Annotated in this window: 24 protein-coding genes, 1 tRNA gene and 1 pseudogene; 12 read left to right on the top strand and 14 right to left on the bottom strand. The window is 52.4% G+C overall.

Features of this window, described 5'->3' with window-relative positions; all coding sequences use genetic code 11:
- Positions 1-7: 7 nt before the first annotated feature.
- Positions 8-412: a DUF1330 domain-containing protein gene (locus FFI90_RS06485; protein ID WP_144777045.1), complete on the bottom strand. Its 405-nt coding sequence runs from the start codon at positions 410-412 to the stop codon at positions 8-10.
- Positions 413-544: 132 nt separating this feature from the next.
- Between FFI90_RS06485 and FFI90_RS06490 the strand changes: the two genes are divergently transcribed.
- Positions 545-1,492: an AEC family transporter gene (locus tag FFI90_RS06490; protein WP_144777046.1), complete on the top strand. Its 948-nt coding sequence runs from the start codon at positions 545-547 to the stop codon at positions 1,490-1,492.
- Between the two features lie 45 nt (positions 1,493-1,537).
- Positions 1,538-2,137, top strand: coding sequence for a DUF938 domain-containing protein (locus FFI90_RS06495; RefSeq protein ID WP_144777047.1), 600 nt, complete (start codon positions 1,538-1,540; stop codon positions 2,135-2,137).
- An 86-nt stretch (positions 2,138-2,223) separates the two neighbouring features.
- Here the strand turns inward: FFI90_RS06495 and FFI90_RS06500 are convergent, their stop codons facing one another.
- On the bottom strand, positions 2,224-4,218 hold the full coding sequence (locus tag FFI90_RS06500) for a TRAP transporter permease (RefSeq protein ID WP_144777048.1): 1,995 nt from the start codon (positions 4,216-4,218) through the stop codon (positions 2,224-2,226).
- Positions 4,219-4,287: 69 nt separating this feature from the next.
- Positions 4,288-5,442, bottom strand: a complete 1,155-nt coding sequence (locus FFI90_RS06505) for a TAXI family TRAP transporter solute-binding subunit (RefSeq protein WP_144777049.1) — start codon at positions 5,440-5,442, stop codon at positions 4,288-4,290.
- A 314-nt stretch (positions 5,443-5,756) separates the two neighbouring features.
- On the opposite strand from FFI90_RS06505, the gene FFI90_RS06510 reads away from it, so the two are divergent.
- Complete coding sequence (locus tag FFI90_RS06510; protein WP_144777050.1) at positions 5,757-6,197, top strand: GNAT family N-acetyltransferase; 441 nt, start codon at positions 5,757-5,759, stop codon at positions 6,195-6,197.
- Here FFI90_RS06510 and FFI90_RS20505 read toward each other — a convergent pair.
- From FFI90_RS20505 to FFI90_RS06525, 3 genes and pseudogenes are all read right to left on the bottom strand, one after another.
- Positions 6,198-6,296 (bottom strand): annotated as a pseudogene (locus FFI90_RS20505) (hypothetical protein); the annotation flags it as partial.
- 3 nt (positions 6,297-6,299) lie between these two features.
- The gene (locus FFI90_RS06520; protein WP_144777051.1) at positions 6,300-7,040 is read right to left on the bottom strand and encodes a siderophore-interacting protein; all 741 of its coding nucleotides are present in this window, start codon (positions 7,038-7,040) and stop codon (positions 6,300-6,302) included.
- Positions 7,040-7,492, bottom strand: coding sequence for a MarR family winged helix-turn-helix transcriptional regulator (locus FFI90_RS06525; RefSeq protein ID WP_144777052.1), 453 nt, complete (start codon positions 7,490-7,492; stop codon positions 7,040-7,042). The genes FFI90_RS06520 and FFI90_RS06525 overlap by 1 nt, the downstream gene beginning before the upstream one ends.
- A 207-nt stretch (positions 7,493-7,699) precedes the next feature.
- On the opposite strand from FFI90_RS06525, the gene FFI90_RS06530 reads away from it, so the two are divergent.
- Positions 7,700-8,020, top strand: a complete 321-nt coding sequence (locus FFI90_RS06530) for a 2OG-Fe(II) oxygenase (RefSeq protein WP_144777053.1) — start codon at positions 7,700-7,702, stop codon at positions 8,018-8,020.
- A 122-nt stretch (positions 8,021-8,142) separates the two neighbouring features.
- On the opposite strand, the gene FFI90_RS06535 is transcribed toward FFI90_RS06530, so the two are convergent.
- Complete coding sequence (locus tag FFI90_RS06535; RefSeq protein WP_144777054.1) at positions 8,143-9,180, bottom strand: zinc-binding alcohol dehydrogenase family protein; 1,038 nt, start codon at positions 9,178-9,180, stop codon at positions 8,143-8,145.
- Positions 9,181-9,302: 122 nt separating this feature from the next.
- Here FFI90_RS06535 and FFI90_RS06540 point away from each other — a divergent pair, with 122 nt between their 5' ends.
- From FFI90_RS06540 to yghU, 3 genes are all read left to right on the top strand, one after another.
- Positions 9,303-10,238 carry a LysR family transcriptional regulator gene (locus FFI90_RS06540; RefSeq protein WP_144777055.1) on the top strand — a complete coding sequence of 312 codons (936 nt, stop codon included), beginning with the start codon at positions 9,303-9,305 and terminating at the stop codon, positions 10,236-10,238.
- Positions 10,239-10,494: 256 nt separating this feature from the next.
- A complete protein-coding gene (locus FFI90_RS06545; protein ID WP_144777056.1) occupies positions 10,495-11,049 on the top strand; it encodes a carboxymuconolactone decarboxylase family protein in 555 nt (184 codons plus the stop codon).
- A 77-nt stretch (positions 11,050-11,126) separates the two neighbouring features.
- Complete coding sequence (gene yghU / locus FFI90_RS06550) at positions 11,127-12,002, top strand: glutathione-dependent disulfide-bond oxidoreductase (RefSeq protein WP_144777057.1); 876 nt, start codon at positions 11,127-11,129, stop codon at positions 12,000-12,002.
- Between the two features lie 70 nt (positions 12,003-12,072).
- Here yghU and FFI90_RS06555 read toward each other — a convergent pair whose 3' ends face one another.
- Positions 12,073-12,687: a TetR/AcrR family transcriptional regulator gene (locus FFI90_RS06555; RefSeq protein ID WP_144777058.1), complete on the bottom strand. Its 615-nt coding sequence runs from the start codon at positions 12,685-12,687 to the stop codon at positions 12,073-12,075.
- Positions 12,688-12,851: 164 nt separating this feature from the next.
- Here FFI90_RS06555 and FFI90_RS06560 point away from each other — a divergent pair, with 164 nt between their 5' ends.
- Positions 12,852-13,541, top strand: a complete 690-nt coding sequence (locus FFI90_RS06560; RefSeq protein WP_144777059.1) for a haloacid dehalogenase type II — start codon at positions 12,852-12,854, stop codon at positions 13,539-13,541.
- On the opposite strand, the gene FFI90_RS06565 is transcribed toward FFI90_RS06560, so the two are convergent.
- A complete protein-coding gene (locus FFI90_RS06565) occupies positions 13,535-14,035 on the bottom strand; it encodes a lactoylglutathione lyase family protein (RefSeq protein ID WP_144777060.1) in 501 nt (166 codons plus the stop codon). The two genes, FFI90_RS06560 and FFI90_RS06565, sit on opposite strands and share 7 nt — an antisense overlap.
- 93 nt (positions 14,036-14,128) lie before the next feature.
- On the opposite strand from FFI90_RS06565, the gene FFI90_RS06570 reads away from it, so the two are divergent.
- Complete coding sequence (locus FFI90_RS06570; protein ID WP_144777061.1) at positions 14,129-14,998, top strand: LysR family transcriptional regulator; 870 nt, start codon at positions 14,129-14,131, stop codon at positions 14,996-14,998.
- Positions 14,999-15,104: 106 nt separating this feature from the next.
- On the opposite strand, the gene FFI90_RS06575 is transcribed toward FFI90_RS06570, so the two are convergent.
- On the bottom strand, positions 15,105-15,314 hold the full coding sequence (locus FFI90_RS06575) for a hypothetical protein (protein ID WP_144777062.1): 210 nt from the start codon (positions 15,312-15,314) through the stop codon (positions 15,105-15,107).
- Between the two features lie 101 nt (positions 15,315-15,415).
- On the opposite strand from FFI90_RS06575, the gene FFI90_RS06580 reads away from it, so the two are divergent.
- Positions 15,416-17,974 carry an EAL domain-containing protein gene (locus FFI90_RS06580; RefSeq protein ID WP_144777063.1) on the top strand — a complete coding sequence of 853 codons (2,559 nt, stop codon included), beginning with the start codon at positions 15,416-15,418 and terminating at the stop codon, positions 17,972-17,974.
- 111 nt (positions 17,975-18,085) lie between these two features.
- On the opposite strand, the gene FFI90_RS06585 is transcribed toward FFI90_RS06580, so the two are convergent.
- Positions 18,086-18,176, bottom strand: a tRNA-Ser gene (locus tag FFI90_RS06585).
- Between the two features lie 210 nt (positions 18,177-18,386).
- Here FFI90_RS06585 and FFI90_RS06590 point away from each other — a divergent pair.
- Both FFI90_RS06590 and FFI90_RS06595 read left to right on the top strand, forming a co-directional pair.
- Positions 18,387-18,917: an isochorismatase family protein gene (locus FFI90_RS06590; protein ID WP_144777064.1), complete on the top strand. Its 531-nt coding sequence runs from the start codon at positions 18,387-18,389 to the stop codon at positions 18,915-18,917.
- Between the two features lie 77 nt (positions 18,918-18,994).
- Complete coding sequence (locus FFI90_RS06595) at positions 18,995-19,645, top strand: cupin domain-containing protein (protein ID WP_144777065.1); 651 nt, start codon at positions 18,995-18,997, stop codon at positions 19,643-19,645.
- A 7-nt stretch (positions 19,646-19,652) separates the two neighbouring features.
- Here FFI90_RS06595 and FFI90_RS06600 read toward each other — a convergent pair whose 3' ends face one another.
- From FFI90_RS06600 to FFI90_RS06610, 3 genes are all read right to left on the bottom strand, one after another.
- Positions 19,653-20,198 (bottom strand): lipocalin family protein, encoded by a 546-nt coding sequence (locus FFI90_RS06600; RefSeq protein ID WP_186317922.1) that lies wholly within the window; start codon positions 20,196-20,198, stop codon positions 19,653-19,655.
- 119 nt (positions 20,199-20,317) lie between these two features.
- Positions 20,318-20,668, bottom strand: coding sequence for a DUF7352 domain-containing protein (locus tag FFI90_RS06605; protein ID WP_144777066.1), 351 nt, complete (start codon positions 20,666-20,668; stop codon positions 20,318-20,320).
- A gap of 86 nt (positions 20,669-20,754) precedes the next feature.
- Positions 20,755-21,678 (bottom strand): LysR family transcriptional regulator, encoded by a 924-nt coding sequence (locus FFI90_RS06610; protein WP_144777067.1) that lies wholly within the window; start codon positions 21,676-21,678, stop codon positions 20,755-20,757.

The following is a 21,678-nucleotide window of genomic DNA, read 5'->3' on the forward strand; positions in this document are numbered from 1 at the left end:
CCCTGCCTCAGCGCTGACCTTCAAGATTGGCAACAAGCCTTGAGTCGCTCAAAGCGGCGGTGCGGTGCTTAACCACCCCCTTGTACTCAGCGCTTTCGATCATTGCCATAAACGCGTCGATTGACGGGTAGCGCACAAGCAATACTTGATCCCAGGACTCATCTGGCGGCGCAATAAGGGAGCCAACACTGCGACCAGACCATATAACTTCGGCCCCCACTGCACTGACGCACGCAGCAGCTTCGCGCATATAAAGCTGGTAGGCTTCACGGCCGCTTCGGTCACCGGACTCATCGGCGTAGTCAGCTTTGTCGCGAAACCGCAACAGGTTGAGCATTACCACGGGCTGATCTTTAGGCGTGTCTGCCAGAACCTTTTTCAGCTGCTCCGGCGCGGGGTTTACGGCGTTCATGCTGGCCCTCACGTTCATGATAAGTTGCGCGCTACTATAGCCCACCCTTTATGTCTGCCGGCAAGTGATTTCATTACCTTTCCGTCAGATCTATGATACGGGCATCAATCCTCAGAACCTTGGCGAATCCTAATGGACCTGATCAGCATTTTCCAACAGACACTGGAAACCACCCTCCCGGTCTTTGCCATGGTCTTTATCGGGCTGGGCCTACGAAGAATTGGCTGGATCGATGACGCGTTCGTTCATACCGCTTCCGCTCTGGTTTTCAAAGCCACACTGCCGACTCTGGTTTTTCTCAGCATTATTAAAGCCGATCTCAGTGCGTCCCTGAACCCGAGCCTGCTTACTTTTTACTTGTTTGCGACGCTCGCCAGCTTCGCGATCGCCTGGTTATGGGCGCGCTGGAACGTTGTTCACGAAAATCGGGGCGTGTATGTCCAGGGCGCCTTCCGGGGCAACTGCGGCATTGTGGGGCTGGCACTGGCGGCCAACCTATACGGAGACTTCGGGCTTTCGGCGGGCAGCATTCTGCTGGGGGTAGTCATCCTGTCTTATAATGCGCTTTCGGTAATCGTACTCACAGCCTATCAACCGGGGCAGTCCGCACAGTGGCACCGCATCCTTCAGGATATCCTGCGCAACCCTCTGATACTTTCTGTGTTCGCCGCCATTCCTGTTGCCTGGCTTGATCTTCAGATGCCCGACTGGGTACTGACCAGCGGTGATTATTTTGCCTCCCTCACACTGCCACTGGCGCTGCTGTGCATCGGCGCGACCGTTTCGCTCAGCGCCCTGCGCAGTGACAGCTCAACCGCCTTCAGCTCCGCGCTGATGAAAATGGTGGTCTTGCCAGTACTATGTACCGGCGCAGCCTGGGCGGCGGGCTTCTCCGGGCCTGAGCTCGGCCTGCTGTTCCTGTTCTTCGCAAGCCCGACCGCCGCCGCCAGTTTTGTGATGGCCAAGGCGCTTGGGGGCAACGACCGCCTTGCAGCGAACATCATTGCCATCACCACACTGATGGCGAGTGTCACCATCACCTTGGGGGTATTTGTCCTGAAAAGTGCAGGACTGATATAAACAGAGCTTGAACCCCGAACATTCAGCGACAAACCAGGGCCCCCGATGACTGAAGGAAAACCATTTTCTCAAGCCTGCGAGAACAACAAGCAGGTTATTCTCGAAAAACTTGCGGCGATATTCAGCATCCCCGGAACTGTCCTGGAAATCGGAACGGGCACCGGACAACACGCGGTTCATTTTGCACGCAACCTGCCACATCTTACTTGGCAGCCAAGTGACCAACCGAGCAACTATCAGCTATGCAAGCCATGGCTAAGGGAGGCTCGCCTGCCAAACATCAACGAACCTCTGCCCCTGAATGTCAGTATCAGTGACTGGCAACTTCCAACCATCAACGGAGCTTTTTCCGCCAACACCGCGCATATCATGTCGTGGCAAGAGGTTGAAGCGATGTTTCAGGGCGTTTCTGCGAACCTCCAACTGGGCGAAGCCTTCTGCCTGTATGGGCCATTTAATTACAACGGGCGATTCACCAGTGCCAGCAACCAGCAGTTTGACGCCTCGCTGAGGCGGCAGAAACCGACAATGGGCATTCGGGATATGGACGACCTGAATCAGGTCGGTGACTTGAACGATTTGGTGCTGGAAACCGATGTTGAAATGCCGGCAAACAATCGCCTATTGGTGTGGAAGCGCCGCTAGACCGTAGCGACCCCATTCGCTTCTCCCTACGAAGATCGGCGCTATTAAAGCGCCGATCCAGGAAGCACGATTGCGTCATTTATCATTCAACCATTCATGGAAACAGCAGGCTGTCGCCATTGGATAATTTTCACTAAGGCCAGAGCAGGTAGGATCAGAGCCGCACTTGCGAGCGACAACTGTAGATTTGTAAGAGGCACTGGACCACCCCCGGGGATTGCCAACAACATGCCACCGAGGATCAGGGCGAACCTCACCGGCCACTGGATAACACCGCCGCGGACAAGATTACCGATACCGAGCAACCAGCCCTGTATAGAGCCTGCAATCAGAATCACGCCGGCCAAAGCTTGCATTATGACCACGACAATTTCATCCCAGCTACCCTGAAAAATAAGCGCAGGGTTCAACACAAACAGGAAAGGGATAAAATAGATAACGCTGCCGAGCCGCATCGCCTGAAAACCTGTCTCCATTGGTTTGGCTCCCGCCACTGTCGCAGCAGCAAAAGCACCCAGGGCGACTGGAGGAGTGATGAAACTAAGCATTCCCCAATAAAGTATAAAAAGATGCACCGCCAGCGGGTCCATGCCCCCACCGTTAATGAGCGCGGGCGCCAGCGCCACCGCCAAAAAGATATAAGCAGCTGTCACTGTCATGCCAATTCCCAGAATGAAACTGGTCAGAGCCCCCATCAACAGCAGCACCAATATGTCCCCACCGGCCAGATAGATTAAATCGTTGGCGATGGTACCCGACAATCCCGTAACCGACAGAGCACCAACCAATAACCCGACACCAGCCAGAATGGCAATAAGTTCAGCAAACAGCTTCCCTGACTCAGAAAAGAAATCCTTCAGGTCCTGCCAGCCCCACCGCTCATATGGCAGCACCTGATTGATTATCAGCAGCAGTGCCGTGGCGTAGAAAGGCGCTGTTGCTTCTTGCCGCAAGAAAAACAGCATCCAGATCAGCAACCCGAATACGAAAATAAAGTACCAACCTTCCTTGAGTGTCTCTTTTAGTGAAGGCAGCTCATCTGCCGGCAGTCCTTTCAAGTCATGACGGGCAGCGTAAGCATCAATTTGGATAAACAGGCCGAGAAAATAAAGCACTGAGGGAACGACCGCCGCCAACGCAATAGTTCCGTAAGGAATGTTCAGAAATGCAGCCATTATGAAGGCCGTTGCTCCCATTACCGGTGGCATCAATACGCCTCCGGTCGATGCACAGGCCTCTACACCAGCAGCGTAAGATTTGCTGAAACCGACCCGGCGCATAGCTGGAATGGACATGACCCCGGTAGTCATAACGTTTGTTATTACACTGCCACTCATCGAGCCCATTAAACCACTGGAAAAAACCGCAACCTTAGCTGGCCCTCCCCGAACGTGCCCTAACAAAGCGAACGCCAGGTTAATAAAAAACTTGCCACCACCGGTCTTTTGCAGCGCAACACCAAACAGCAAGAACCCGATGACCAGATTAGCAAAAGCCTGAAGAGGAATACCCATAACTCCCTCACGACTCATAGCCATGTATATCGCCGTCTGCGCGGGTGATGACGGAAAACCCTGTATAGGCCCCGGCACCATATCGGCAAACATGGGGTACAGGCTTGCCACCCCCACAATTGTCGCTATGGGTAGACCACCTGCCCTCCGTATCGCCTCCAGCACCGTAATCCACAACAAAAAGCTCATCACCACAGCATAATGGGGTGCGTCATACTCCCACCCCCGATCAAGTATTTGCTCTGCATTGAACACAAAGAAGCTACAGATCACAGCTGAGGCCACAAAGAGCAAAACATCGTACCAAGGCACTTTGTTTCGGGCCGCGAAGCGATTCATCGGCCATAAAAGAAAAACCAACGGCAACATGAGTGCCACGACTGTATAAAAGAACTGGCTTTCGACCTGAGTGACCAAGTTGATCAGTTGAAGGTTAAAAAGGTAGTCGATTGTCAGTAACGTCAAGATCAATGTAAACAGGCGGGGAATCCACAACCACCCCCCCACCAATTGCCGGATACCGGACACACTTTCGCTGTCCAGTTCGATTGCGGGCGTTTGCGTCATTGTGCAGAAACTCCAGTCAGCGATACAGGCGAGAGGCGCATATGCCTCCCGCCAGCGATGGTTTGGATGTCAGATAAAAATCGGGCTCATACCTTCTGCTTCGAGAGCCGCAGCTCTTGCCTTCATCCACGCAAGACGGAATTCGTCTTCTGAATCGGGGGTATTACCGGAAGTAAACTGTTCCCAAGCGTCCAACAGAGTTTTCTGCCTGCGTACCAGCATGTCCTGATGCTCCTGCATAACATCAGTCCAATGACCAATCTCTTTGTAATAGTCCACAACGGCGTCATGGAAGGGGACCACCCACTGCATATTCTGGTTTTCCAGAGCATAGCCCGAGTTACCAGGCGCAGCGTCTTTGTACTTGTCGTAGTCTTCTGTAAAGACTTTTACCAGGCTCTTGACCAGCGTTTTATCTGTATCAGCGTTCGCTACGACTATGGGGTATGGGTAGCTTGAGCCAATCCAGGGGTCATTCTTATCTATACCAGCGCCCACCGTAACCTTGTGCGGCTGAAAGTAGGGCGCGACTTCCTTCAGGCGAGCCCACCCTTCCTTGTCTTCCGGGTCCAGGGTCAACCAGGTTATGCCGCGGGGGCCGGCAGCAACCTGTTGAGGCCCCCCGGCAACGGTTGACGTGAACGCAGTATCAACCTGGTCTGCGACGATTCCTTCGAATGACCGACCGTAACCTGGAAACTCAACTCGCTCGACGTCATCCCATGTCAAGTTGCCAAAAGCCAGCATCGCTTCGGTACCCAGGTTGTTCGCATCATCACCGCGCAAATAAGCCACACGCTTACCTTTCAAATCAGAGGGCGTTTTTGCTCCGATATCGCCGGCTACCGCAACACCTAGGCCGAAGCCTGCAATAGACGTGGTAATCACACGGATGGGCTGAGGCCCCCAGCTCTTATTTGCAAATAAGAGCACCCCCTCTGCACCATAAAAAGCTGCAATGCCGCAGGCGCAAACAGGAACACGACCCATTTTAAGGGGGGTCATGCGTGACACGTCGTTCTCACCTGGCAGAATCCGTAGAGAAACGCCGTACTCGTTCTTAAGCAAGTTGCCCATGGACGCCATCTGGCTATACCCAGTCGAACCGGTGCCATAGGCGGTGATACCCAGCGTCTGAGGTAATTCAACACCATCTGCGCTGAAGGCAAAGGTAGGAGCCAAGGCCACAGCCACGGCAAGCAATCCTCTTTTGAGGTTAAGCATTCTTTCATCCTCTTGTTAATTATTGTATTTCTTTCTTCTTCCGCTGTGCGAAATGTTATTTTATTTTTACACTTTGACTTTAGTTTATTATCGAAGATTCTGTCAATTTCAGATGGCGGATTAGTTTCAGCAATACACGATGATCAAAATATGAAATTTCTTTAGAAGTTCAGAATTGAGCTCAGTCTGGCGAAACCATATTCGGGGTTGTTCGGGCATCTCGGGCCCGTCAAAGTAGATGGTTGTTATGATGCCCGCAAAAAACTCGAGAATTCTTAAAAAAGGAGGCCATTGGCCACAACGGTGTCTATCCCATGAATTACTCCCTAAGAAAAGCACAGCCCGACGAGATCGAGTGGCTATACGAGTTGAACAGGAAATCCTTCGTTGAGGTTGTGGTTCGACAATTCGGTAGGTGGGATGAGGCTTTCCAGCGACAGATGTTTTTCTCAAAGTGGGAAAAGCCGCGCCCGGCTCAGATTATCGAAAAAGGAAGTGATAGGGTCGGCGTTGTGATTCTGGAACAACTTGAAGATTGCGACTGGCTACACGAGATCCAGATTTGCCCGAACTACCAGGGCCAAGGCCTGGGAACGACACTTCTACGAGACCTGCTGGCAGACGCCCGGACACGGGGTGTTCCGCTTCGTCTTAAGGTTTTGCATGCGAATCAGGATGCGAAGCGACTGTACGCGCGAATGGGATTTCAGGAAATCGAGAGACTGGCAAACCACTTTCTGATGGAAATCAGTTAACAGCGCCCAAAAAACAGAGTTGGATGCAAAGGTAAACAGTGGCCCCGGCAGAAACTGACACAGGGCTAGCCGATCGGCATAGACCTGCTCAGATAACCAAGACTACGCTGCCTGCGCATCATCTCGTTTCTCAATTTTGTGTTGATCTTCGGTACTGTTAATTTTCCAGTAACTCGATATGTACAGATGGCTTTTTGGCATTTGGCGCTGCTGCTTAAAATATGTCCGTAGTGCCCGCATGCTGTGAAACTCGCAAGCCGTCCAGACCGCCGGCTGGCCCGGTAGCCAGGCAAGCTGCTCAATGCGTTTCAACAGAGCGCTTGTATCAACATTCGGGACGGCGTTGACAACCCAGTGAATCTCAATATTTTCCGGATGCTGCAGCGGCTGGATATCCTCGTCGGTCACAACTTCAAGAACCGCGTAACCCCGTGCATCTTCCGGCAACTGAGCAAGATTGACTGCGATTGCGGGCAAAGCAGTCATATCGCCCACCAACAAATACCAGTCCGCGTCGTTATTGACCAGTTTTTTAAGTCCCGGCCCGCCCACGAGAATCTGATCACCGGGTCTCGCACCGCGGGCCCATGTCGATGCTGGCCCGTCAGCCGTGTGAAGCACAAAATCCACATCAATCTCATCGCTGCGCTGTCCGCTGATGGTGTAGGTTCGCATCAACGGTCGCGATCCCCCGGGCTGCGGAAAAATCAGCTTTATATAAGCGCTTTCCTGACCCTTCGGAAAGTCGGCCAATCCCGAACCACCAAGCGTTACACGCAGCATATGTGGAGTAATGTAGGCGGAGCGAATCACGTCCAGAGTTCTTGGCGCAGGTTTAGACATCAGGACTCCCCTTCTTCAGCGTTGGCAATCTGTTCCGCGCTGTCTGCCATGGTCTGACTGACACGGAGGAACAGCGTGAGCTCATCGCTCCCCAGTTTTGTAGTCATTTGTTCTACAGCCCACTCTTCCACCGCATCAATTCGAGCCATCACTTTCCTGCCTTTGGGTGTCGGTTTCAGGAACTGGCTCCGGCGGTCAAGGGGATTATCTGCCTTAACAATCAAGCTGGCTTCAATCAAGTCGTTCAAAGCGCGGGTGATCTGCGCTTTGTCGCGCTGCATTCGTTTGGCGATCGACTGCGCGGTCGCCTTACGGTTACGACAGACTCCTTTCAGCACCCTGATATGCGTGACCGGTAATTCGATCTGTTGTTTGCGGATGCCTTCGCGTAGAAGGTGTGTGTATGCATGCATCAACCGGTGCACGGCTTCGCTAAGTGACTTGTCAGGCATAAGCAACCTCTATCTAGTAGACAGTATCAACCATATAAAATAATGGTTGTAACTGTCAACCAAAACCAAGCTACCCTGAGGAAAATATTACCAAATGGTATCAGCGGCTGAATCTGGCGTGCGATGGTTTAGCGAAAAGTGTAGCATTTGAGCGATCACTCAAGAGTCCATCAAATACCGTTTATTTTCTCTTTCGGAGACGCCACTATGGGCCGTATCACCAACCGCAGCTTACTCAGCACCCAGCGCCTGAGCGTCAATCTGGTCACTTACCCCGAAGGTCATCGCGTAAGGCGTCACAATGACCCCATGGGTGACGGAAGCTACTACAAACTAAACTTTGTGGTGATAAAGCCTGCAGAAGGCGGAATTTTCGAGACCGACCGCGTCATCTTCTCCCTTTTCAATCGTGTCATCCTGTTCCGGCCCGATCTATACGATCACAGCGTGTCAACCATCAAGCGTGGCAAGCGCGTACTGCTCAGTATCGCGCTGCACGCGCCGTGGGGTTCGGCAGCCCAGCAATAGAGGCATGACCGCTGGGGCTTATTCCAAAGTTCCGGCATGGGCCGTGATATGGGCAATGATGGTAAGCTTATTCATCCGTTTGTTCTCTCTTTTCAAAAGGGTTAAATGCGGGGTGTGGAGGTTCAAAAACCTTCCAGAACAACCTTGCCTACGGCACGACCGGATTCCAGTTCCGCGTGTGCTGCCCTGAGGTTTTCGGCATTGATAGTGCCCAGATGCTTACCTGCGGTTGTGCGGATATACCCCTGATCCACAAGATTTGCGACTTGCTCCAACAGATCGTGCTGCGCATGCATGTCCGCAGCCTGGTGCATGGAACGGGCGAACATGAATTCCACATGCAATGACAGACTCTTTGGCTTGATTTTCATCACATCCAGTGACTCAGGATCGTCTATCAGCGCAATTCTGCCAAATGGAACGAGCATATCGACGTAGCTGTCGAAGTACTGTTCAGTCGCATTAAGACTGGCCACATGAGTTACCGCCCCAACCTGTCCTTCAGAGATCAATGCATCAACCTGAGGCTTCAGGGGCTCACGGTGATCCACCACAAAATCTGCACCTAACTCCCGCACCCAGTTTCTGGAAGCTTCACGCGATGCGGTGGCGATTACCGTTGCTCCGGTCAGGGTTTTGGCCAACTGGATCAGAATGGAACCGACGCCGCCAGCAGCCCCGACAACCAGAACCACTTCATCTGATTTCTCTAAAGAACCAGCATCTTTTTGTTTTAATTGAAGGTGTTCAAACAAAAGTTCCCATGCGGTAATCGTCGTCAGGGGCAACGCTGCTGCCTCAGAATCGGACAAGCTACGCGGCTTATGTCCGACGATGCGCTCGTCCACTAACTGGTACTCTGCGTTGGTACCGGAGCGTGTAATGTCACCGGCATAGTAAACCTGATCGCCAGGCTTGAACCAGGCCACTGCCGCACCAACAGCAACCACTTCCCCTGCTGCGTCCCAGCCAATTACCTTGTGCTCCCCTTCTTCAGCAGCCACATTCTGGCGAATCTTGTAGTCCACCGGATTAACGGCAACGGCATTTACCTGGACCAACAAATCACGACCACTGGCGATCGGTTGTGGTAACTCGATATCGATAAGCGCGTTTTTATCGGTAATGGGAAGCGCTTCGCTGTAACCTATGGCTTTCATCTGCTGATCTCCTGCGTTTGCTTTATGCCATGATGGCGTTTAACTGGTGACCAGTGTGAACCTTTACTAAACTGCCAAAAACAGCTTAATTCCTGAAACACTATCAAATTATTTTTGACAATATGACGATTGACGACCTCAAAGTAATCCTCAAGGTGGCCGAGTTTCGCAGCATTACCGCCGCCGCGGCCAGTCTCGACATGCGCACCGCGACCGCCAGTGCGGCGGTGAAAAGAGTGGAAAGTGCACTGGGTGTGGAACTCTTTGTAAGAACAACGCGGCAACTGAGGCTCTCCAATGCGGGTGAGAAATACCTCCCGCAGTGCGAGCAGGCATTGAATATGCTGGAGCAGGCACGTCATAACATTCTGGGCGACCAGGATTCGGTGGATGGTGAGCTACGCCTTGCCGTGTCCTCTGATCTAGGGCGTAATCGTGTGCTGCCCTGGCTGGATGACCTTATGGAAAACCATCCGCACCTCAGCCTGCGCGTCAATATTAGCGACAGTAACATCGACTTCTACAGGGACTCCGTCGATATGGCCTTACGCTACGGCTCCCCCGACGATGCCGGCCTGTACGGTTTCAAAATCTGTGACGTACCAGGCATCCTATGCGCAACGCCGGCGTACCTTGAGCAGCATGGAACGCCCAGCCACCCCCACGACCTGACGTCTCACAACGGCCTGTTCTACCAATTACAGGACATTCCCTACGATATATGGACATTCACCCGCGGCGACCAGCAGTTCAAGGTACGAATGCGAGGTGACCGTACCTCCAACGATGGCGACCTGGTACGGCGCTGGTGTGCAGCTGGCAAGGGATTCGCGGTCAAGTCCTGTCTCGATATGTCTGATGACCTGCTGACCGGTCGGGTGGTCAGCGTCATGTCCGAATTTCGACCGCGCGTCACGGAGCTGTGGCTCATTTGTCCCAGTCGCCAATCCATCACGCCTGCGATGCGTCTGCTACGGGATTATCTGCAAATGAAATGCGCCACTATTCTGAACAACCTGATAGAAAAGGGAATTCTGTCCAAAAATTCAATCAGTTGAAGGGTGCGAACGCACCGAACCGCTATAGCTCAGGTGCCAATCCGAGAAATGGTATACCGGCACTTTCACTCTAAAGCAGTGACAAATTTGAGTGGTCATTCCCATACAACTTGAGCGATCACTCAAGTTAGGTTAGGATAATGCCGTTGAACTCGCTTTTGTATAACGCTGCCTTTTATTGAGTGATCACTCAAACAAGGGGCGTCAAATCAATGCGAGTCACATCACATTCGTCTTACTACCAAGGAGCCACTCCATGGCCAAGTTTACCCTTCACGATAAGCAAAGTGCTCCGAAAGAAAGCCAGGACTTGCTCGACAACTCTGTTAAAGCCTTCGGTATGATTCCAGGCCTGCACGCAGTTATGGCCGAAGCGCCCGGACTGCTTGAAGCATATCAACAGCTTCACCAGCTATTTTTGGACAGCAGCTTCGATGACGAGGAAACCACCGTCGTGTGGCAGACCATTAACGTTGAACATGCTTGTCACTACTGCGTGCCTGCTCATACCGGCATCGCCAAAAATATGAACGTTGATGATGCCATCACCGAGGCGCTGCGTAACGAAACACCGCTACCGACAGATCGGCTGGAAGCTCTGCGTGACTTTACACTTGCCATCGTTCGTGGCCGGGGTAACGTCGATGACAGCACTGTGGCCGCATTTCTGGAGGCAGGCTTCACCAAGCGTCAGGTTCTTGAGGTCATTCTTGGTTTGGCTCAGAAAACCATGAGCAACTACACCAATCACCTCGCCGACACGCCGATAGACAAGCCTTTCCAGAAATTTGAGTGGCACAAGGCTGATTAATAAGACAACGAGTCGGAGCGGTTAATCAGCGCTCCGACTCGTCGCAGCTTGAACTAACCTGGAATGGGGCCTGCATTATGTCGAACACCAAACAGTACGAACCACCACGCGTCTGGACCTGGGACGCCGAGAATGGCGGGGAATGGGCCAAAACCAACCGCCCCATCGCCGGCGCTACACATAAGGCGACGCTGCCGCGTGGCAAGCACCCTTTACAGATCTATTCGCTGGGCACACCTAACGGCCAGAAAGTTACCATCATGGCCGAAGAGCTATTGGCCATCGGTGAAACGGGAGCAGAATACGACGCTCACCTGATCCGTATTGGCGAGGGCGAGCAGTTCTCTTCAGGTTTTGTCGAGCTAAACCCAAACTCGAAAATCCCGGCATTGTTTGATGCCGATACCGGTAGTCGGGTCTTTGAAAGCGGCGCGATCCTTCTTTATTTGGCAGAGAAGTTCGGGCATTTCCTCCCAAAAGATGCAGCTGCACGTACCGAAGCACTGAACTGGCTGTTCTGGCTGCAGGGTTCAGCGCCCTATCTGGGCGGTGGGTTCGGGCATTTTTACGCTTACGCGCCCGAAAAGTTTGAATATCCGATCAATCGTTTCACCATGGAAGTGAAACGCCAGATGGATGTACTGGATCGGGAGCTCGGCGAGCATCGTTATCTCGGTGGAGACGAATACTCCATTGCCGACATAGCCACCTGGCCGTGGTATGGCAACCTGGTGTTGGGCGAAGCGTACGGCGCAGGTGAGTTCTTGCAGGTCGAGAGCTACAAAAACCTCCGGCGCTGGGCTAAAGAAATCCTCGAGCGCCCGGCTGTCCAACGTGGTCGCATAGTAAATCGTACGTCGGGGGAGCCTTCCGAGCAGCTACATGAGCGCCATGACGCCTCGGATTTTGACCTGAAAACTCAGGATAAACTGGCAACGGAAACGACAGTCTGAACAACCTGTCCGAGTGAAAGCCTGCTCTCAGCCGTCATAGCAATGAGGGCAGGCAAATACGCACTGAACATCAGACTGTGTCTGCAACCTCTTCAGCGCGCATCGCTTCCAGAGAGCGCGCCATGTCTTCCGCAAGCGCATGTACGGTCGCACTATCTACGTTACGCTGGGCAAAAGCCCGCAACCCCATTATCTCCGCCTGCAACCGCCTGCCAAGTAGAGCGGGATCAAGCCGGCTATCCAGCTCCCCCACCCGCTGGGCCGCAGCAAAGCGATCAATAAAGCGCACTTCCATACCCGCCAGCAACTCTTCAGCCTTATCCCGAGCGGCTTGTTCTCGTTCGCCGAGCTCCAGCAGGCTTTTAACCAGCATGCATGCACGGCTTGGCAACTCCTTATCACAAATCCCACCGAGCCCACGCAGATAGGCCGCCAACCCTGCCAACGGTGATTCGTAAGCTTGAAACGTACGCTCCAGTTCTACCAGACCAAGGCGGGAATAGCGCTCCAGGGCCTCCTGGAAAAGCCCATCCTTACTGCCAAAGGTGGCATAGATACTACCCGGCCGCATATCGAGGGCCTTTTCCAGATCCTTCAGCGAGGTGGCATGAAAGCCCTTCTGCCAGAACAGCTGTAGGGCTCGTTCCAGAGAGTCTTGCCGATTGTGGATTGATGCACGCGCCATAAGCCATTTCCAGTGTTTTACAGGGCCGCGATACAACGCGACGATAAACTTGAATGATTACTCAATTTTATCTTGAGCGATCACTCACGTCCAGCTACAGTCGAAAAGATAATCCATCATTCAGACTGCCGCTTGTATCCGCCGTAACCGAAAGAGGATGTTCTATGCCACACACAAAATTTCCGCAGATTATCGTTTTCGATGTTAACGAAACGCTTCTTGATATAACGACTCTCGAACCATTGTTTGACCGCGTTTTCAGCGATAAACGGATCCTGAGGGAGTGGTTCGCCCAGTTGATCCTCTACTCGCAAACAATGACTCTATCCGACATCTATATACCCTTTGGTGATCTCGGCGTGGGGACACTGCGGATGGTCGCCGATATTCATCAGGTGACCATCGAAGAGAGTGATATTGCGGAGCTGAAGGAACGGATGAGCACAATGCCGGCCCATCCAGACGTCATACCGGCCCTGACCCGATTGCGCGACGCCGGGTTCCGGATGGTGACACTGACCAACTCCGCCAGCGGAGCTTCGCCTACTCCAATGGATAAGGCGGGGTTAAGTCATTTTTTCGAGCGAACCTTCAGTGTCGAGACAACAAGCAAGTTCAAGCCATCGCCCGAAACCTATCGCCTGGTAGCAAAGGAGCTGTCAGTCGAAACGTCGGATCTGTGCCTCGTAGCGTGTCACCTTTGGGATACGATAGGCGCTCAGGCCGCTGGCTGCCGTGGTGCGTTTCTTACCCGGTCCGGCAACGCCATGCTGCCGTTATCTGGTGTTCCGATTCCGGATATTGTTGCCTCCGAACTGACCGTTCTCGCTGATCAGATTATCGGCCGTCAGTAAGCACCCTCACTGTAAATCAGCTCGTAGCTGTGGCTATAGATCTCCACAATGTTTCCAAATGGGTCTTCCATGTAGATCATGCGATAGGGTTTCTCGCCGGGATAGTAATAACGCGGCTTCTCCATGCGCTTCTTGCCACCGGCCGCAACGATGCGGTCGGCAAGTTCTTCGACGTTCGGATCCTGTACGCAGAAATGGAAGATGCCGGTTTTCCAGTACTCAAAGTTGTCTTCCGGATTCGTCTGATTCTTGAACTGGAACATCTCGACGCCAATCCGGTCACCGGTAGACATGTGAGCAATGCGAAAGCTCCCCCAACCTTCGCCAAACACTTCGGTGCACATCTCACCAATGGCGCTGTCGTCCTCAACGATTTCGGTCGGCGCCATGATCAGATACCAGCCCATAACCTCGGTATAAAATTTGACGGCCTCTTCCAGATTGGGAACTGAAATACCGATGTGTGAAAAATTTCTGGGATAAACGTTATTCATGTCCTGCACTCCTGTTTGAACGTAAAAACAGGTTACAACCAGGCTCTGATTACGTAAAATTATAAGTATTGATGGTTATGAGTTCGAATTGTAATGATTAACACCACATGGTTACGCAGTTTCTGTACGCTCGTAGAAGTAAGTCACTTCACCCGTACAGCCGAACGCCTGCATATGACGCAATCGGGGGTTAGCCAGCACATACGAAAACTGGAAGATCAGCTGGAAACTGCCCTACTGTTCCGGGAAGGCAAACAGTTTTCACTCACAGACGCGGGCCAACGCCTGTACGCCGAAGGGCGCACCATTATCCAGGCCCTGTCGAACCTTGAGCAAAGAGTAGCCGACGATCCCGCATACGAGGGACCGGTTCGGGTGATGTCTCCCGGAAGCGTGGGCCTCAAGCTCTACCCTCTCCTTCTTGAACTGCAGCGCCAGTACCCGAAGCTTGTTATTGATTACAGATTTGCACCGAATACGGATATTGAACGGTCTATCTCCAACGACAGGATCGATATCGGATTTATGACCAGCGCTTCGACTCTGGAAAACGTGAGCTGTCGACCGATTGCCAAAGAATCGCTGCAACTGGTGACGCCTGCAGATGTTGTTGAGCCGAGCTGGGAAGCCTTAACCAAGCTCGGGTTTATTGACCACCCCGATGGCGCCCACCATGCTGACATGCTGCTTGGCGCCAATTATCCTGAGTTTGAGCACAGCAATTTCCTTAAGAAAAAAGGATTCTCGAATCAGATCGGTTTGATTCTGGAACCCGTGAGTATGGGGCTGGGCTTCACAGTATTACCGGCTCACGCGGTTGAGGCCTTTCAGAACCTGCAGCTTGTCAGGATCCACCAACTTGCTGTTCCGGTTAATGAAACACTTCATCTTGCGATTCGACGCGATAGGCCTTTGCAGAACAGGATGAATACCGTGATTGCAGAAGCCAGAAAGTATCTTTGAACCCCCCAACTGAAATAGCCTCAAAATCAGCTAGCGCTGTCGGTAATAGCCCCAATAAAAGAAACCAACCCCTGATTAACGCCAAGTTCGTGGCCGTTTGGAAGCCTCACCGGCACCCACACAGGTGGATTTTTGGTATGCTATACCCGCTTTCGTTGTAACGTTCCAGGGCGTCTTTGACTTCCTCCAGCAGTGGTACCAGACAGCCGTTATGATTGCGATTGAGATGGCTGTCCAGGCAGTTGGCCACGATTATCTGGACCTCGTCATCCACAGCCAGTTCGGCAACATGCACTTGTATAAATTTTGCGCTCAATTTATAGCTTGAATTTTGTCATGACGTACAATGCGGCTTAATTCAAGTAACCTTAAAAGCACAAGAGCCCACTAAAAAAACTTCATGCATCTGGAGATTCCATGCCACTGCAGTTCCTGAACGATTCTGGCGACAAGCTCGAAACGTCACTCTCTTTTCCGGCCGACCTTTCAGTCGGGGAAGTCGTTCAGTCGGATATTCTGTACTGCTCTCCTGACACTCAGCTCAACGAGGCTGCGGCAGCAATGCAGGAGCGCCAATGTAGCTCTATTTTGGTTATGGTAGACGGGCACCCCGCTGGCATTTGGACCGAACGCGATACGCTTTCCATCGACTTCGAGGACCCCTCTCAGTTCACCCGCCCCATTAGCCAAGTGATGAGCAAGCCCGTTGCCACTATTCGCTCAAATACGATGCTGCGATCTATGGCGGCCCTTTTCCAACAGAATAAGCTGCGGCATTTTCTTGTTGTAGATGATGATGACAAGCTTTTGGGGATCCTATCGCAAACGGACGTAGTGGAGCACCAGGTGTTAGAGCATTATTTGCATCTTCGCACCGTTGGTTCTGTCGTTCGTAAGGGTACCCCCCAGCTGCCAGCGGAATCAACGCTGATGGATGCTGTGCGCAAAATGCAGCAACGGTCAACGGATGCCATTCTGGTGTCCTACCCCGACGACAGTTACGGCATTCTTACCGAACGCGACCTTGTGCGCTTGATTGCCCAACGGCCAAACAGTCAAAGCATCGGGGAATTGGCTAGCAGGCCATTGCAAAGCCTCCCTCATGACATGAGCTTGTACCGGGCGCGTAATGTCCTTACGGAAAGCGGAATTCGACATGTGGGTGTGACCAGTGACACGGAGTTACTTGGTTTAGTGAGCTTCAGCGAAATAATGTCGGATATCGAGGTCGCTTACGTGCGCGAACTACAGGACGCTCTTCAGGTTCGTGACTGCGCACTCTCAACCTCACGTCGTAACTTGCAACTGGCCGAACGGATTATCGAAAACACACTGGAAGGCGTCATCATCACCGATCTACGTGGCCGCATCCTGAGTGTTAATCCGGCATTTACCAAGATAACCGGTTATACAGAGGCAGAAGTTATTGGCAAAACCCCGGGGATTCTTAGTTCCGGCCGTCATGGGGAGAGCTTTTATCTAAATATGTGGCGCGATCTGAACGCGCACGGTCACTGGCAAGGTGAAATCTGGAATCGTAAGAAAAATGGAGAGCTCCTGCCGGAATACCTTAGCATTACCACCATTCATGGCGAAGATGGCCAAGTCAGCCACTATGCTGCCATGTTCAACGACATTACCAAGCTCAAGGCGAGTGAAGAAAGTATTCGCAACATGGCCTATCGCGATCCTCTCACGGACCTGCCAAACCGACGACTGCTTGATGACCGTCTGGATATGGCTATAGCGCAGGCTCACCGCCACGGGACGCTTGTCGGTGTCATATTTATTGACCTTGATCATTTCAAGCATGTGAACGACAGCCTGGGTCATGGCGCCGGTGATGAACTGTTGGTTGAGCAAGCGCGGCGACTGGAGCTCTGTGTGCGAGAGAACGATACTGTCGCCCGGTTGGGCGGAGATGAGTTTGTCATCGTTCTCAGCGAGCCAGAGAGTGTCGAAAGTGTTCGTCAAACGGCAAGACGTATTATGGAAACCGTGCGCACTCCGTTGTTGATCCAGGGTCGGGATCTTGTGCAGACCTGTAGCTTGGGGATAAGCGTCTATCCCGACAACGGGGTCGACCGGGAAACGCTGCTGAAACATGCCGATGGGGCGATGTATGACGTCAAGAGCAACGGCCGGGACGGTCTGAGTGCGCATGCTCCAGTCGCGCACCTTCATTCAGATGATCACCTGACCTTGATGCTCAGCCTGCGTCAAGCGCTGGAAAATGGCGAGATCCAACTCTATTATCAACCACTCATGGATAGTCAGGGTCAACTGGCAGGCGCCGAAGCGTTGCTGCGCTGGCACCATCCGAAGCATGGATTTATCCCCCCCGAGAGTTTTATTTCTCTGGCCGAAGAGAGCGGCTTGATTATTCCCATAGGCGATTTCGTTCTTCGCCAGGCAGCAGAGCAGATAGCACGCTGGCAGAATAAAGGCTTAATGCTGCCTGAAATCTCGATAAACGTATCGGGGCGACAGTTGCGCGATCATAACTTCATCAACCGCGTCAAAGAAACTTTGGAAGTAAACAGGATATTGCCAGCACAGCTGGTTTTCGAGCTGACCGAGAGCGTGCTCATGGATAAAATAACCGGAGCACGCTTGCAGGACCTGAAAGATCTGGGTGTCTCACTTGCTCTGGATGACTTTGGCACCGGCTATGCCGCGCTGATTTACCTGAGGCGCTTTCCGTTAGATCGGCTGAAGATAGATCGCAGTTTTGTCCGTGACATGCTTGATAACGCGCCTGATGCAGCGATTGTATCTGCGCTAATCAGACTGGCTAAAGAACTGAATTTGCAGGTGGTTGCCGAGGGCGTGGAAAAAAGCTCCCAGTTCGATGCACTGCGCAACTATGGCTCCGACCTTTTCCAGGGGTATTTGTTTGCCCCAGCATTACCGGCAACCGAGTTTGAGGCTCGATTTCTGATTTCAGAGCAAGAGTCAGAACATTTGGTGACGTGAGTGCGCAAGGCGTCACTCACGAACACTATATTAATAAGGCCAGGAGAATACTGACTCTGCCCAGAAACGAAAAAAGCCCTGATCTTCTCTGAGAAAATCAGGGCTTTAATATGGCGGAGAGAGAGGGATTCGAACCCTCGAAACGCTATTAACGTTTACACACTTTCCAGGCGTGCGCCTTCAGCCACTCGGCCACCTCTCCAATAACCTGTTTCAAATCAGCAATATCGTCGCTCATTTGAGGGCGCAAACTTTAATGGTTTTGAAGGCGCTTGGCAACTCCCTTACTATAAAACCCGGCAATTTTTCCGGTTTGCGCCAATAATAACCTGTAAGGTATTCGCCGCTCACACTTCTAGCTCAAGGGTATCTCTAATCTGTTCAACATCTTAACCAGGCCTGGAGGCCATCAATGCTCATAAAGTCGGAACAATCAACCCTGTTGCTGATAGACGTTCAGGAAAAGCTGATGCCTGCCATCACCCACGGGCAAGATGTAGTCAACCAATGTGTCATTCTCGCGACGATTGCAGGGCTTCTGGATATTCCTGTTCTGGCAACTGAGCAGCTGCCGGAAAAATTGGGACCAAACGTGGACGTCGTGAAGGAACTTTGCCAGCGAACGCTGGCCAAACACCACTTTGACGCCTGCCCTGACGGTTTGGTTGAAAACCTTCCGGAAGGCCGGCAACACATTATTATTGCGGGCTGCGAGACTCACGTTTGCATGATGCAGACCGCCCTCAGTCTGATTGATGCTGGCTATAAGGTCTGGGTTGTTGCGGATGCGACAGGCTCTCGCAACGAATTCGACCGGGACGTTGCCCTTGATCGGCTCAGTGACAGTGGCGCACGGATCGTAACGACCGAGATGGTGGCTTTTGAATGGATGCGACACTGCAAGCACTCTGCGTTCCGTGATGTGCAGATGTTGATCAAGTAGGCACAAGGCTATTCATCCACTGGCAGTTCTGCATCGTAGCGAGTGTTTTGGTTTTATTTCCATTAAAGGGGTACGCAATGCTGAACATGGATTTTGGCAAACGGGTTATGGTTCGCACAGGCGAACAGGAATTGGCCCCGAGCCCAGCCACCGGAGTGGTCAGAAAACCGCTGGCCAGGGAAGAAGCTGAACGCGGCCATGCCACCAGCGTTGTTCGTTACGAGCCTGGCGCCTCCTTCAACCGCCATGAGCACCCTCTTGGGGAAGAAATACTGGTTCTGGAAGGCGTGTTTTCGGATGAAAATGGCGATTACCCTGCTGGCACCTACCTGCGCAACCCACCGGGAAGCGGGCACACGCCTTTCAGCAAGCCCGGCTGCACGCTGCTGGTAAAGCTGCATCAGTTCAATGAGCGCGATCTGATGGCGGTTCGCGTTGATACCAGAAACAGCGACTGGCTGCCTGGTATCGGTGGCCTTGAGGTCATGCCACTTCACGAATTTGAACACGAACATGTGGCGCTCGTTAAATGGCCTGCCAATGAAACGTTTCAGCCGCACAGGCACTTCGGAGGCGAGGAGGTTTTTGTGCTTTCCGGAGAGTTCTGTGATGAGCACGGACGCTACCCCGAGGGCTCTTGGCTAAGAAGCCCTCACTTGAGTCAGCACCACCCTTTCGTGGAACGAGAAACGATTATCTGGGTAAAAACCGGCCACTTACCCTTTTGATAGAAAGCTATTTCGCCGGGCTGTGATCCACAACTACAAGCTCCTCAATATCAAATCCAGCCTTCAAGGCTACTTGCTTGAACCGCGCAATCGCTTCCTCACTCACGTCAGGTGTCCGTGAGAGGAACCACAGATAGTCGCGGTCGTAGCCGGTAACAAAAGCGTACTGGTACTCTTCCTTATCCAGCTCAAAGATGACGTAAGACGCATAGAAGGGGCCGAAGAAAGAGACCTTGAGATGCCCGGTACTGTCATCGCCTACAAACACCGCCCTGCCCTCAGCGACACTCCATTCTCCGGCCTCGGCATCGTACCCCCGGTTGGTTACCTTGATACTGCCATCATCTTTCAGTTCGTATTCGGCGGTTACCCGGTTTAGACCTTCTTCGAAGGAGTGATCCAGCCGGGCAATTTCGTACCACTTACCCAGGTACTCATCTGCATTTAACCCGGTGACCGGCTGTATACCTTTGGGTACGCCTGTGCAGGCCACTATCAGAAAAAGAAGCGATAAAAGAAACAGAAACTTCAGACGATCGCGTAAAATTTCCATAGATAGCCCCTGATGGTATGAAAAGATCCGGAATCTCATTTTACGCATTGATCAATAAAGAAAAAAAGAGCCCCGAAGGGCTCATGAAGAAGGGATGGAATTCAGAAGCTACAACTGCTTCACCAATCCGACGCTGCCAAAGGTTGGTTGATCGGGGCGTCACTCTCAGGTTTGACGCCTCCTGCCTGGCCTTCGGCAGGGACTGCAAACACGTGATACGCCTCGGGGCCAAACTGATCCAGTGCTGTGTCGAGGTACTCATAGGTTCTTGGCACTGGTTCCCCGGAAAGGGCTACCCGGAATTGCCGCTTCAGTGCAGGAGTGCCCACATTCAGCGGTTGCTCCACCCACAGGTAAACTGCTTTATGTGGAACAATGTATTCGCAACGAACTACCCGGTATCCCTCAGTTAGCGATAACGTGGTCGGCTCTTTGCCCGGCTCAAGACGGAATTTATGGATAGTTTTCATGGCTGCCTCTCCTTTTGGGTTGCTGCCTTTTACGTCTCCATAATGCCGTCAGTTTAAGCTCGATAAAATAAGTTTTATTGATCATTTTACATCGATTTTTTCGATGTATCTTTAGCATTCCTGAAGTCTATGCGCGCCTCACAAATAGCACGGACGCCTTCGTGGCTCAGTCTGCTGCCGCGGGTGATGGCGAACAGTTCATCGGTCACATCATCAATAGCAAGGAGATGTTCCACCTCATACTGCCGGCAAACCTCCTCCCGAATTACGGTAGGCGCGGCAAAAACACCAAAACCTTCACGCCCGAACACCTTGATCAACGCACTGTCGTCCACTCGCGCTACGAGATTCATACGCACTCCATTCAGCGAAAACCAGTTCATCAGGCGCTCAAAGTAAGGCACATCAGTACCATTGGCGAGAAATGGCTCTCCGTTGAGTGATGCTGGCAGACCGGGCCTTAATCTTTGAGCCAGGGCCGGCGCTGCAAAAAGGCTGATACTGGAGCGGGCGATTGGATGAACCGTCAGGTCTGCCTCTTTCTGGATATCCGGCATACGATCTGTAAGCACAACATCGAGTTCTTTTCGCTTTAGACTTAGGATCAACCCCTGAGTTCGGCCGGTCTGGCATTCAAGCTGAATCGGTCGGTCAATCGCCATAGCGGGCTGCAAAAGGTAGTAAACGATCAGTTTATGGATGGAAGCGGAAATGCCGGCTGAGAGGGCCAGCGGGCGATCTGCTGGACCTGAGCGCAAGGTTTCAGTTAATGCCCCGGTCAGCGCAAAAATATCATCGGCGTAGCCGAGTATGAGCCGCCCCAGGTCAGTCAGGATGAGCTTGCGATTTTCCCGCAGAAACAGGCGGCCACCGACGGAAGCTTCGAAAGTCGCCAGCTGACCGCTAAGGGTTTGAGGCGCCAGCTCAAGAACATCGCTGGCTTTGGCAATAGAGCCTTCACGGCTTATTACCCAGAAATAGTAAAGATGACGAAGATTAAGCTGATCCAT

It is taken from the genome of Marinobacter maritimus, assembly GCF_007671675.1.
GTDB classification, from domain to species: Bacteria; Pseudomonadota; Gammaproteobacteria; order Pseudomonadales; family Oleiphilaceae; genus Marinobacter; species Marinobacter maritimus.